Genomic DNA, 12,776 nt, shown 5'->3' on the forward strand with positions numbered 1-12,776 from the left:
ACAAACCTTAATATAAGTATCAATTTTCAGTTTATTTCCCTGAATGATTAACATATATATGGAGAAAGATTTAAATCTGATGTATTATCGAAATTGCTAATACATAATCCAGGGGGGTTTTTCGGTGAAAGACGGAAGATCGCGTAACCAGAACGGGAATTTACTGTTAAAATTTTCCAGAAGTATTATATTAGCATCAGCTGTTTTAATAGGTATGTCAGCGACATCGTTCGCGGCAGATGCCGTGACACCACAACCAGAAATTCAGGACCAGCAGCGCTGGCGCGTGATTTTCAGCCCATATGTCTGGGGCGCATCGTTGAACGGCACTGCAGGTCTGCTGGGCCGCAGCACGGATGTTAACGTCCCATTCCGCGAGATTTTCGATAATCTCGATATGACTTTCATGGGCAATGTCGATATCAGCAACGGCACGGTTGGTTTTTTCATCGACGGTCAGTACGTCAAGACCAGTCAGGATGAAAACCTCCGCGACAACGAACTCGCCCTCGATATCAAGACAACCACCTTGGCAGCTGGTGCTTATTATCGCGTCTATGAACAGCAGCTCGAGGGAACGACGCTCTTCGGAAACCAGCGGATTTTCGCGATTGAACCAACCGTGGGTGTTCGCTGGACAAGACTGGAGGCCGGACTTGAAGTTGGCCCTTACAGCGAGTCGCGCAAGGTGGAATGGACCGATCCCTTTGTAGGCGCGCGTGTCTTCTACGACATCAATGACCGGTGGAACATTTTTGCGGAAGCCGACATTGGTGGTTTCGGGGCCGGAACCAAACTCAGCGCCAATGGCCAAATCTATCTTGGATATCGAACAATGGTTTTCGATATTCCCACGACATTCCGTGTCGGCTACCGGGCGCTTTATCAGGACTACAAGGACAACGATACGGTTGAGAATTTCAAGTATGACGTGACCCAGCATGGGCCAGTCGTTGGTTTCTCCGTCTCGTTCTAGTTCACAACAAGTTAGTTTCTGTTGTTTGACCCGCCGGCAAAACCGGCGGGTTTTTTGCTATTCTCTCCCCTTGATCAGCTCTAAGTAAAATTCAACGACTTCCGGTAATAATAAGCGGGGAATAATGTGGGGGAATGAATGACCTATATCTTCGAGCTGCCGATCTATCTTTCTTTTACGGCCTTCGCCGTACTTGGAATTGTGTTCTATGCGGTTGGACGTTTCGCGCTCGACATGCTGTCCAAACATGCAGCCAGCGACGTTCTGTCCATTCCGATCGGTGCTTTCATCAGCACCATTGCGACGGCCTGGGCCTTGTCGCTCGGTTTTGTTGCCGCTGATATCTGGAGCGTCAATTCCCGGGCAGATCAGGCGATCAGTGAAGAACGCTCGGCCATTTCCCGTCTGATCGGAACGTCCAGGGCCGAGATATTGAATGCGCCTGAACTTACTGCCGCCCTCACCGGCTATCGCCTTGCCGTAATCGATGACGAATGGCGCGAAAAGATCAATGTCGAGCCAGCAGCTTCCGTTGAAACGGCGTTGCAGAGTATCCGGCGCGAGATCATCAATCTGGCACGCGCCGACGTGCCGTCACCCGTTATCTCCCAACTCATCAACGATTTCGATGAATTGCAGGACGCGCGCAATACCCGTCTGGCTGTCGGATCAACCTCAATCGACTATTACAAATGGTATCTCGTGCTTTCTCTTACATTCCTCACGGCGATAACCATTGCAGCGACCCATGCGGACCGTGTGCGAGCTGGTGTAAAGGCGCTCGTCATTTATTCGCTGACAGCCTCATTCTGCCTCTGGATTCTCGCAATCCACGCCAATCCCTATCAGGGGCTGGAACGCCTTGAACCGTCCCTGCTTTTCACCAGCCACAAGCACGGTTAAGATAGCTGAAGATTCGATTTATTTTATCCTGCTGAAATTGCAGGGAAATCTTCTCAATCGAACGCGGAGCAGCGATTTGATGAAACTGCTGGGCGCTGGCGTCCTCATAGGCTTGGCCTTCCCGGTCGGAATGGCTTCTGCACAAACCTTCAGCGTCTGCCACGGTTATGAATGCCATTACCGGACCAAAGTTACGCTGACCGCGAAGGACCAACAGCGTATCCGGAACCTTCTGCAAAATGGCAGTCGCAGCGCAGATGGCGAACGGAAAGCACTGCGAACGGCAATTGCTATCTTCGAACAGCGCGGCACCGCAGCGATTGGCGTCCGGGACAAGCCGAGAATGCAATTCGGCAAGGCCCGCATCAAGGGCCAGATGGATTGCATCGATGAATCGACCAATACCGATAACTTCCTGCGCTACCTGCAATCACGCGGCTGGCTGAAGCACCACACTGTCGCGCGACGCACGTCCCGCGGCGCTTTCTTCGATGGACGATATCCGCACTGGACGGCAGTTGTCGAAGACAAGCAGGGCCAGAAATGGGCCGTCGATTCCTGGTATGAGGCAGGCGGCGGACCGCCAGACATCATGCCACTGCAGCAATGGAAGCAGCGCGGTTATATGGGCGAGCGTTAAAACCCGTCCGCCCGTCTTTCCACTTACAATCACTGCCTTATATCGCCCTGCGAAGGGCATTCACTCAATAGCGAACGGGCATCCTGCCCTAGAGATTACCGGGCATCACAGAGGGGACGATCCATGCCGATTTTGAAGCGGTCTTTTTCCAGCATCTGCACTACAGCGCTCGTTGCAGGCAGCATGCTTGCCGCACCGATTGCCGAAGCTTGCACACGTTTCGTGTATCACGGGGCCAACGATCAGGTGATGACCGCCCGATCCATGGATTGGAAAGTGGATGTTGCGACCAATCTCTGGGTCTTTCCACGCGGCATGAAACGTTCCGGCGAGGCCGGCAAGAACTCGCTTCAGTGGACATCCAAGTATGGCAGTGTGATCGCCTCCGGTTACGACATTTCCACGACAGATGGACTGAACGAAGCAGGACTTTCCGTTGGCGCATTGTGGCTCGTTGAATCGGAATATCCGAAATATGACGGCACCACACCGGGCCTCAGCATCGCGGCTTGGGCGCAATATGTGCTTGATAACTTTGCCACAGTCGACGAGGCGGTCAAAACTCTGCGCGCAGAGCCTTTCACCATCGTGACGGACAAGGTCCCCGGTGAAGACAGACTGGCCACGTTGCATCTGGCCATATCCGATTCCAGCGGCGACAGCGCGGTCATCGAATATATCAACGGCAAGCAGGTGATCCATCACGGCAAGCAATATCAGGTGATGACCAATTCGCCGACATTCGACGAGCAGCTTGCGCTCAACTCCTATTGGACCCAGATCGGCGGCACTGTCATGCTGCCGGGCACCAATCGCGCCGCCGACCGTTTTGCGCGCGCATCGTTCTATGTAAACGCCGTCCCGAAAACCGACGACCCTGTTGAGTCGATTGCCAGTGTTTTCAGCGTCATCCGGAACACCTCGGTGCCTTTCGGCCTGACAACACCTGACCAGCCGAACATTTCCTCGACACGCTGGCGGACGGTGGCCGACCAGAAGCGCATGCTGTATTTCTTCGAATCGGCTTTGACACCCAATGTCTTCTGGGTTGATCTCAAGGAAATCGACTTTTCGCCAGAAACCGGCAAGGTCAAGAAACTCGACCTCGGCGTCAATCAGACCAACACGTTCAATGGCGTCGTCAACGACAGTTTCAAGGAAAGCGAGCCCTTCAAGTTCCTCGGTCTTTGAGCTGGTTCTACAGTTTTTTGCTGAACCAATCACGCTCCGTTGCGTTAGTTATCCATAACCAACCCAGAACGGAGGACCAACCAATGGACTGGAATCGCGTTGAAGGAAACTGGAAACAGGCCAAGGGCAAGATCAAGGAACAGTGGGGTAAACTCACCGATGACGATCTCGACCAGATCAATGGCCGGCGCGAGCAGTTGGAAGGCAAAATCCAGGAACGCTACGGCATAGAAAAAGACCGCGTGCGTTCTGAACTGGATGATTGGTACAATCGCCAGACCTGGCTTTCATAAAGCCGCATCCTTCAAGAGAAAGCCCTGCCCATTGGCAGGGCTTTTTCAATTATCACCGGCAGCCATCCACGCGCTGCAGAGAGGCGGAAAGCCCCATCAGGGAGAAGGTATAGCGGGTCTGCGTACCGCGTGCCGATGTTGCCTGCACATTGAGCGTTTTGCCCGCGCGCATTGCCCGCATCAGCTTCGCTTCATCGGCAACATTTTCCGCCCAGGCGCGATTGCCCTCGCTGAAGAACGGAAAGCGCGCGCCATCCACCATCACATTGACCGAACTGTTGGCTTTCAGCTGATATCCCATCACCAATTGAGGGCTATACTGGCCATCCGCCTTGGAAATAATCACGAAATTATCACCGTGCTGCACGCCGGTCGGCTGAAAATTGATCGGTACAGTCAAAGCATAGCATTTGTTACCCGCAAGCTCGGTGTTCTGGTAAACGCCCCAATCGCGGAATTCACCCAAATAACTCGTCTTCGCTGAAGCCGCGAGAGAGCTCGCCACCAACCCTGCCAATGCCAGCGCAACGGTGGTTGCATTTTTTCTCATCGCCCAAAACCTCCATTTTGTCGCCAGTTCACGTCACTTAAAAAATTGTTTCATTGCGTTACTATTTTCTTAACGAACTGCTAAAATTTGTTGAAAGTTTGCGATGGAAACCAAAAACACCGGTCTGTTGGAACAGACCGGTGTTTTGCAAATATGAGATATGTTGAGGAATCTAGAACCGAAACTGAAGTCCCAGTGAATAGCTAACCTCGCTTCCGTCATCATGTGCGAAGCGGGCGTTGATTTCACTGAACATACCGATGTCATCCGTAACCGCCAGCTGGGCACCCAGCTGAGCGCGTCCAAACTCCTTGTCAACATCACCAAGAAACGCAATTCGGTCACGACCATCGGCCATGGTGGTCAGGCCGATTGTCTCAGGGCGCCCGTCGGCCAGCTCCCTCACCCATTTCACACTCGTATATGGTCGCAGGACCATACCGTTTGCAAACGTCATCGTGCCATGCAAACGCCAGCCAACGCTCACTTCAAGTGAATCAAAATCCTGTTTCGCATAGTCGAGCGCGGTTCTGAAAGCGTCGCCTTCATTGAAGGCATCGATACGGTAGCGCATGTAATCGAGACCGGCCACCGGTCCGCTCTTCACACCTGCCCAGCTAAAATCATGTCCACCTTCAATGCGGGCGCCCCAGGACAAGGCGAAAGTATCTGATTGCAATTGCTGGTTCAGCAGAACCGGGCCGTTCATGGCTCGCAAGAATACCGAGCGATCATTGTCGAAGCTGGTTCGCCCGATATTGATGTCGCCCGCAAACCAGTTTGAGGCCGCATCCTGATAAAGAGCATAGACAGCCCCCTGCCAACTATCGCCATCTATCGAACCGTCATCTGCCAGCTTGTCCCGGCTGCGCTGAAAGCTGAAGCTTCCCCCAAGCGTCCATGCTGCATTGTAACGATAATCACCGAGGAGGTGGAAGCCAACACGATTCGCGTCCGAAACTCCGGGCAGATCAAAACCGCTGCCCGGATATAACTCCCCTTCCACGCTCGCTTCGCCGCTGAATGTCCCAACAGCGCGATCACTTTCAAGCAAGGTCAGCCAACGGCGATTGTGCAAACCTGTCAGTGCTTGATGTTGACGCTGCAGCTGATCCGTCATTTGACGGATCATTGTGCCGCCGGAAGCTGTGGAAGCAAGCAGATCAGCGCCCGTCAGTTCCAGAACGAGACGGGTCAACAGCCTTGAAAAGTCCTGGAGCCTCTGGTCAATACGCTCCTGGCCGAAGGCATTGGTGAGAACATCCTTGTTGTCGAGGCTCGGCGTATGCCAGGTTGAACCGCCGGGAATCGCTGGATTGTCCGTCTGCTGATAACCGTCGAGATCGCCAAGTTCCCAGTTCGTCGCTTCAATGAACAAGACCGGAATATTGAGGCCGTTGAAGCTTTCCCCGTCACTGCAACAACCGGTTCCAGCCGGATATTCGTGGTTGAGACCGGGATTGGTGAACAGAGGAATATCAAGCTCGTTCGCGATGCGCAGAATCTGGTCACGATAAGCAGTCAAAACCGGATTATCGATGCTGTTGCTGCCAGCATGGGCATACATCTTGTCGCCGGTAATGAGGCTATCGAGGTTGATCATGCCGAGCATGTTTGCGCGCTGCTCATCGCTAAGCGAAGCGACATAGGCTCTCGATCCGCGCAAGCCCTCTTCTTCCGCTCCAAACCCGACGACTTCCAGACCGTTCTCCAGAGGAATGCCTGCCAGATTGCGGGCGATCTCGGTCAAGACGGCTGCACCGGAGGCGTTATCGTCGAGCCCTTGCAGCGTTGGACGGCCGTAATAGGTGTCGTAATGTGCGCCGAGAACCAGATACTGACCGCTCGTACCGGGCGCAGATGCAATAACATTCTGCGAACTGCGGCTGCCAGCCCAAGTAAAGTCCTGCCTGACTGTCTGGTAACCAAAGCCGAGACGCGATTGCATCCAGTCCGTCGCACCGGCGAAACTGGCCGTGCCGCGATAACGACCAGGATATTCAGTAATCAGCCTCTCGAGCGTCCCGTTGGCATATTGGCCATAGTCATATGCGAAAGCTTCTGTTGCAAAACCCGCGCTTGTAATACCGGCTAATAGAACAACCACCCGTGCCATGCGCCGAAGCGCTGACGTCTGCGCCATCTTCATCTGATTTGAAGCGACTATTCCCACAGCCAAACGTTTATCAGGCCGGACTTCCCATTTATAATACACCATGTACCCCATTCATTATTATACTGCATGGTGTAATTGGTATTTAAACGAGCTTGCGACGTCACGGAAATATTAAAGAGAATTCACATATAACTTACGGTCAAAGGGAAAATTCCAGATCAACAGAAGACGTATTCTTGAAACACTGGATAGAAAATGGAGCCGCAGTTCAGGCGGAAGTACAGCTCATCGGTACGAATTAATTGAAGGAGTAAATGGTGGGCCCGGAGGGACTCGAACCCCCAACCAAGCGGTTATGAGCCGCCGGCTCTAACCAATTGAGCTACAGGCCCCACGCAACGTTGACCTACCCTAAAGAAAGCCGGGATACAAGCTGTCAAATGCATCAGTTGCCCTAATGCGCACATATTCAGTTGCGATGCATACAACCTAGAGCATTTCCTGCAAAAGTGCGAAGCGGTTTTGCCTAGGATAATGCGACGAAACAGATAGTTAGAGCGGTTCCAGCGACTCCGCTTTAACTGGAACCGCTCTAAAACCACGGTATTTCTGATTTGAACCAGCAGTTGTAATTGGCACACAATTCGAATCTGATATCGTCGGCTTCATACATAAGAGGGAACTTAAGAAATAAGCGATTTCAAAGGCAAAGTGGCCACCCGCTCCGGTGTAACCAGCTTTGCCAGAGCTGCCTCAACTTTCTCTACAGGAGATTTTATGAACAACCGCGCTACCACTCTTCTTGCAACCTCCTTTTCTGCAATCATGCTCGCAGGCGCGCTGACGCTGCCAGCTCTGGCACAGGAGAATCAGATGACGAAGCAGCCTGCGCGTATCGCCGTCACTGGCGAAGGCACCATGACCGCCTCGCCCGATATGGCCATCCTCAATCTCTCCGTATTGCGCGAGGCGAAGACCGCTCGCGAAGCTATGACCGCCAACAACGAAGCCATGGCGAAAGTACTCGAAGCCATGAAGAAAGCCGGTATCGAAGATCGCGATCTTCAGACCGGCGGCATCAACATCCAGCCGCGCTACGTCTATCCGGACGACAAGAATGGTCTGAAAGAACCAAGCATTACCGGCTATACGGTTTCGAACAGCCTGACTGTACGCGTGCGCGATCTGGCCAAGGTCGGCAATGTGCTTGATGAATCCGTCACGCTCGGCGTCAATCAGGGTGGCGATCTGAGTTTCGTCAACGACAATCCGGCAGCCACGATCAATGAAGCGCGCAAGCGTGCCGTTGCCGACGCCATCGCCAAGGCGAAGACGCTTGCCGATGCTGCCGGTGTAGGCATTGGCCGCGTTGTCGAAATCAACGAGCAGAGCCGCCCACCCATGCCGATGCCAATCGCTCGTGCTCAGTATAAGACCATGGCCGCAGCAGCGCCGGAAGATGCCGTGCCCGTTGCAGCTGGCGAGAACAGCTATAACGTTTCGGTCAATGTCGTTTTCGAAATCAAGGAATAACGGCAATCCAATTGGCAATTGCGAAGGGGCGCTCCAGCGCCCCTTTTCTTTTACCCGCCACGAAGAAAAGCTCCGGCCTGATTTACTCAGGCCGGAGCTTTTGAAACTTAAGCCGTGCGCCTTAGCGAATGATCGGGCAACCACGAACATTTGCGAACACGACACCGGCAGGGCGACCATGACGGAAGCCACGAACTTGAACCGACTTGCCGCGATAGACGACACGCGCATTGCGGATGCCCATGCGATTAGCCTTCATCTTGGCGCCTTCGATGGAGCAGGCACGACCACGATAAGCTGGACGGCCATGGTGGTAGCCTCGGTAATCGATATTCACGATGGCAGAGCTTGCCGACGTGCTGATGGCTGGAGCGACAACCGGCGAGGCGGCGCTGGCGGAAGCTGCCGTCGTGAAGATGGCGGCAACACCAAGAGCAGCGGTTACGACGAACGACTTGAGCGAAATAGCAGACATCTTTGAACCTCTTCGATTTGTTTTCAGGTCTTGCCTGAGGCATCCGAGAAGTAGCGCCCTATAGATGAACAGAATGAAAAACCAACGTTCATGTGCCGTTCAGCTTCATATGAAGTAGAAGGAATGCCTGCGCACTGCTCTTATAAACTAAATAAATTCAATGCGTTATAAGGGAACAAAATCCGCGCTGCGATATTTGAAGCATAGATTAAATTTACGCAATGTTTGAAAAACGCAAACGAGCCATCAGCGGTGGCTCGGCATCACCATATGATCGAGATAATCGTCGTCATCTTCCAGATCGTGATCGAAAGCCGTCACCTTGCCGCGAACGGAAATACCTGCCTCATACACCGTTTCGGGTGAACCCGAAACCAGCGGATGCCACCAATAGAGATCCGAACCTTCTGCAACCAGACGGTAGGCGCACGTCACAGGCAGCCAGTCCACCTCGTCAACGATCTCCGGCGTCAGAAAAACGCAGTCCGGCACCGTCTTCTTGCGGTTCGGATAATCACGGCACTGGCAGCTGTCCGGGTTGAGCAGCGTGCAGGCAACGCTGGTCCAGTAAATCTCGTTTGTGTCGTCATCCTGCAATTTATGCAGGCAACATTGGCCGCAACCGTCACACAGGCTCTCCCACTCGCTGCGGGTGAGCTGGTTCAAGGTCTTGGTGCGCCAGAATGGTTTGTCGTTCATAATGCAGCGTATAATGGAATTATGTCGGGAATGGCGTGGACAAATCGCCGCCATTTCAGAACACTTGATATTCGATCCGGATCGGGCTATTAGACCCGCGTCATCATCATGACCGTAAGCGTCTTACGTTAGGCAACGCATCAATCTCGCCGGGAACGGCAATTTGCATTGATGTTTCGTTGCGCCTTCCCCGCAGAATATTCAGGAATACACATGTCTCAGTTTGAATGCGCACGCCGCAGGAAGCTGCCTGCACGCTATGCATCTATTGTGATGCCGTTCATCCTATCGATCATGATGACATTCATCGTGTCGTTGATTGCAACCGCCAAGAGCCTTGGCATTGCCCATCCCAATCTCGCATCCAGCTGGATGTCGGCATGGGCCCTTTCGTGGGTGGTCGCCTTTCCAGTTCTCCTCGCCATTCTGCCCATCGTGCGCAGAATGGTCGCTATGGTGTGCGACCCGCATTAACAGTTAGAGCGCGTTTCGATCTGATAAGATCAGATCGGCACTCTAACGTCTTCTATTTCAAGCATAATCTTATCGATCCTCGTTTCACTCCGGTCGGATTATGCTCTAAAAAAGCAAAAGCCGCGCATCTTGATGCGCGGCTTTTTCAATTCTCTTGCAGGCGGCTCAGCGGAAAATAGCTTCGCCTTGTTCATCCACGATCTGCCGTCCCTTGTTCAGCGAAATGCTGGCGGCATCTTCGATGCCGGGGCAACGGTCGGCACGAACGAAGCGATATTCCTTCACTTCGCCATCGATCGTCTTGGAAATGACGCCGCAGACCTGATACTGCCCGCCCTCGCTATAGGGCGTGGCAATGATCAGAAAATCCTTGTGTTCAAGGCGACCCGCCTCTTTCGGCTCTGCCGGTGTCTCGGAGGCAGAGCCTCCACCGAAAAGACGCTTCAAAAAAGACATATCGCCTCCCCTTCCCGTATGTTTTTGTTCAGTTCAGCTATCCAGGCCCTAGCTATCGAGGAACGAACGCAGCTTGCGCGAACGGCTCGGATGCTTCAGCTTGCGCAGCGCCTTGGCTTCGATCTGACGGATACGTTCGCGGGTAACCGAGAACTGCTGGCCGACTTCTTCCAGCGTGTGGTCGGTGTTCATACCGATGCCGAAACGCATACGCAGAACACGTTCTTCACGCGGCGTCAGCGAAGCCAGAACACGGGTCGTCGTATCGCGCAGATTGGCCTGAATCGCTGCATCGATTGGCAGAAGCGCGTTCTTGTCCTCGATGAAATCGCCCAGATGTGAATCTTCCTCGTCGCCAACCGGCGTCTCGAGCGAGATCGGCTCCTTGGCGATCTTCAGCACCTTGCGCACTTTTTCGAGCGGCATGGCGAGCTTTTCAGCCAGTTCTTCCGGCGTCGGCTCACGACCGATTTCATGCAGCATCTGGCGCGACGTGCGGACGATCTTGTTGATCGTTTCGATCATGTGCACCGGAATACGGATGGTGCGCGCCTGATCGGCAATCGAACGGGTGATTGCCTGACGAATCCACCATGTCGCATAGGTCGAGAACTTGTAACCGCGGCGATATTCGAACTTGTCGACCGCCTTCATCAGACCGATATTGCCTTCCTGAATGAGATCGAGGAACTGCAGACCACGGTTCGTGTACTTCTTGGCAATCGAGATGACGAGACGAAGGTTGGCTTCCACCATTTCCTTCTTGGCGATGGTCGCTTCGCGTTCGCCCTTCTGCACCTGATTGACGATACGGCGGAATTCGCCGATGGAGATCGCGGTTTCGGTCGCCAGCATCTGGATTTCCGAACGCAGACGGTCGATGGCGCGCTCTTCCTTGGCTGCGAATTCCTTCCAGCCACGGGCTGAAAGCGTGCTCACGCGCTCTACCCATTTCGGGTCCAGCTCGTGGCCCTGATATTCCTTCAGGAATTCCTCACGACGCACACCGAAGGATTCGGCCAGACGCAGCAGCTTGCCTTCGTTCTGAACCAGACGCTTGTTGATGTCGTAAAGCTGTTCGACGAGCTGTTCGATACGGTTCTGGTTCAGCGACAGCGACTTCACTGCCTTGATGAGCTGATCCTTCAGTTCCTTGTAGCGACGTTCCTGGCTCGACGACAGTTCGCCCGTCGCGGCCAGACGGCCCTCGACCTGCTGATCCTGCAGCTTGCGCAGCTTCTTGTAGGTATCGGCGATGAGATCGAGCGTTTCCATGACCTGCGGACGTAGTTCGGCTTCCATGGCCGCCAGCGACAGGTTGGCTTCGTCCTCGTCCTCTTCTTCCTCTTCCGCGGGCATGTCGCCGCCGACATTGGTAATGTCGTCGTCATCACGCGAGCGGCGCTGAGGCTTGTCATCGCGCGGCTTTTCCTCTTCCACGCGCTCGATCACCGGAGCCTGTTTGGCTTCCGGACCGGCATAGGTGGTTTCGAGGTCGATAATTTCGCGCAGCAGAATATTGGAATCGTTCAGCTGGTCGCGCCAGATGATGATCGCCTGGAAGGTCAGCGGGCTTTCGCAAAGCCCGGCGATCATGGTCTCGCGACCAGCCTCGATGCGCTTTGCAATCGCGATTTCGCCTTCGCGCGACAGAAGCTCGACGGACCCCATTTCGCGCAGATACATGCGCACCGGATCGTCGGTACGGTCGGTCGGCTCTTTCTTGGTCGTGGTGGTGGCAACAGCCGTACCGCCGGATTCGACCAGATCGCCGCCCTCTTCCGAGTCGTCGTCGTTGTTTTCTTCGCGGTCGTTGTCCTGCTCGTCATCTTCAACGACGTTGATGCCCATATCGGAAAGCATCGACATCGTGTCTTCGATCTGCTCGGATGTCACTTCCTCGGAAGGCAGCACGGCGTTCAGCTCGTCCATGGTGACGTAGCCGCGCTTCTTCGCGAGTTTGATCATCTTCTTGACAGCATCGTCAGAAAGGTCGAGAAGCGGACCGTCGGCAGCACCTTCGCGCTCGACTTCGGCTTCTTCGTTTTCCTTAACCTTCGTTGCCATATGTTCTTCTCCAGGCGACCCCGGTCGCTTCTAAGATATATAGAGTTCTCGGACAGTTTTGCGAGGTCGCAATCCGTCAGTTGATTCTGCGAGTAGCCGATTTCCTGTTAATGGCGGATTAACCTTGCCATCGGTATCGGGCTTCTTCATCTCCGATTTCTTGTGGGCAGATCAGGCGGTCAACCAGACAACGCCACTTTCCGGGCCACTTTTCCGGCCCAAATCCGGCTTGCTGCCTTGCAGCATCGGATATCACCGGTTTCTGTTCTTTTCCTTATTCGAACTGTCGTGATTCCGTCATTTACGCCACACGTCAAGAGCGACTCACATGATTCGGGCTTAAAAAGCGAATCATTTGTTGTCGCGACCTCTTCGTTGGCCAGATAGAGCACGTTTTCCGGAT

13 protein-coding genes and 1 tRNA gene are annotated in these 12,776 nt (G+C 53.8%); 7 read left to right on the plus strand and 7 right to left on the minus strand.

Going from position 1 to position 12,776, the window contains the following annotated elements; translation table 11 throughout:
* The first annotated feature begins 214 nt into the window (after nt 1–214).
* The 5 genes from ABDF71_RS10695 to ABDF71_RS10715 all read left to right on the plus strand — a co-directional run bounded on the left by ABDF71_RS10695 (nt 215) and on the right by ABDF71_RS10715 (nt 4,003).
* Nucleotides 215–976, plus strand: a complete 762-nt coding sequence (locus ABDF71_RS10695) for a hypothetical protein (RefSeq protein ID WP_235918643.1) — start codon at nt 215–217, stop codon at nt 974–976.
* Between the two features lie 138 nt (nt 977–1,114).
* Nucleotides 1,115–1,879 carry a bestrophin-like domain gene (locus tag ABDF71_RS10700; protein WP_012091715.1) on the plus strand — a complete coding sequence of 255 codons (765 nt, stop codon included), beginning with the start codon at nt 1,115–1,117 and terminating at the stop codon, nt 1,877–1,879.
* Nucleotides 1,880–1,958: 79 nt separating this feature from the next.
* Nucleotides 1,959–2,519, plus strand: coding sequence for a hypothetical protein (locus ABDF71_RS10705; RefSeq protein ID WP_500061664.1), 561 nt, complete (start codon nt 1,959–1,961; stop codon nt 2,517–2,519).
* A gap of 123 nt (nt 2,520–2,642) precedes the next feature.
* Entirely contained in the window at nt 2,643–3,710 is a 1,068-nt protein-coding gene (locus ABDF71_RS10710) for a linear amide C-N hydrolase (RefSeq protein ID WP_010659684.1), read from the plus strand.
* 83 nt (nt 3,711–3,793) lie between these two features.
* Nucleotides 3,794–4,003 (plus strand): CsbD family protein, encoded by a 210-nt coding sequence (locus tag ABDF71_RS10715; protein WP_006467262.1) that lies wholly within the window; start codon nt 3,794–3,796, stop codon nt 4,001–4,003.
* A gap of 52 nt (nt 4,004–4,055) precedes the next feature.
* On the opposite strand, the gene ABDF71_RS10720 is transcribed toward ABDF71_RS10715, so the two are convergent.
* The 3 genes from ABDF71_RS10720 to ABDF71_RS10730 all read right to left on the minus strand — a co-directional run bounded on the left by ABDF71_RS10720 (nt 4,056) and on the right by ABDF71_RS10730 (nt 7,061).
* A complete protein-coding gene (locus ABDF71_RS10720) occupies nt 4,056–4,553 on the minus strand; it encodes an invasion associated locus B family protein (protein WP_012091713.1) in 498 nt (165 codons plus the stop codon).
* A 172-nt stretch (nt 4,554–4,725) separates the two neighbouring features.
* Nucleotides 4,726–6,696, minus strand: a complete 1,971-nt coding sequence (locus ABDF71_RS10725; RefSeq protein WP_235918642.1) for an autotransporter domain-containing protein — start codon at nt 6,694–6,696, stop codon at nt 4,726–4,728.
* A 288-nt stretch (nt 6,697–6,984) separates the two neighbouring features.
* Nucleotides 6,985–7,061: transfer RNA gene (locus ABDF71_RS10730), tRNA-Ile, on the minus strand.
* A gap of 385 nt (nt 7,062–7,446) precedes the next feature.
* On the opposite strand from ABDF71_RS10730, the gene ABDF71_RS10735 reads away from it, so the two are divergent.
* On the plus strand, nt 7,447–8,202 hold the full coding sequence (locus tag ABDF71_RS10735) for an SIMPL domain-containing protein (protein WP_010659679.1): 756 nt from the start codon (nt 7,447–7,449) through the stop codon (nt 8,200–8,202).
* A gap of 121 nt (nt 8,203–8,323) precedes the next feature.
* Here the strand turns inward: ABDF71_RS10735 and ABDF71_RS10740 are convergent, their stop codons facing one another.
* Together ABDF71_RS10740 and ABDF71_RS10745 are read right to left on the minus strand one after the other, a co-directional pair.
* Entirely contained in the window at nt 8,324–8,677 is a 354-nt protein-coding gene (locus ABDF71_RS10740; RefSeq protein ID WP_094513956.1) for an antifreeze protein, read from the minus strand.
* 246 nt (nt 8,678–8,923) lie between these two features.
* Nucleotides 8,924–9,376 (minus strand): YcgN family cysteine cluster protein, encoded by a 453-nt coding sequence (locus ABDF71_RS10745; protein ID WP_151663651.1) that lies wholly within the window; start codon nt 9,374–9,376, stop codon nt 8,924–8,926.
* 213 nt (nt 9,377–9,589) lie between these two features.
* Here ABDF71_RS10745 and ABDF71_RS10750 point away from each other — a divergent pair, with 213 nt between their 5' ends.
* Nucleotides 9,590–9,850 (plus strand): DUF2798 domain-containing protein, encoded by a 261-nt coding sequence (locus ABDF71_RS10750; protein WP_040129169.1) that lies wholly within the window; start codon nt 9,590–9,592, stop codon nt 9,848–9,850.
* Nucleotides 9,851–10,015: 165 nt separating this feature from the next.
* Here ABDF71_RS10750 and ABDF71_RS10755 read toward each other — a convergent pair whose 3' ends face one another.
* Nucleotides 10,016–10,306 (minus strand): HlyU family transcriptional regulator, encoded by a 291-nt coding sequence (locus ABDF71_RS10755; protein WP_010659675.1) that lies wholly within the window; start codon nt 10,304–10,306, stop codon nt 10,016–10,018.
* Between the two features lie 48 nt (nt 10,307–10,354).
* Entirely contained in the window at nt 10,355–12,373 is a 2,019-nt protein-coding gene (rpoD, locus tag ABDF71_RS10760) for an RNA polymerase sigma factor RpoD (RefSeq protein ID WP_010659674.1), read from the minus strand.
* Nucleotides 12,374–12,776 lie beyond the last annotated feature (403 nt).

Origin of the sequence: Ochrobactrum sp. WV_118_8 (genome assembly GCF_039631535.1) — a bacterium.
Lineage (GTDB): Bacteria > Pseudomonadota > Alphaproteobacteria > Rhizobiales > Rhizobiaceae > Brucella > Brucella anthropi.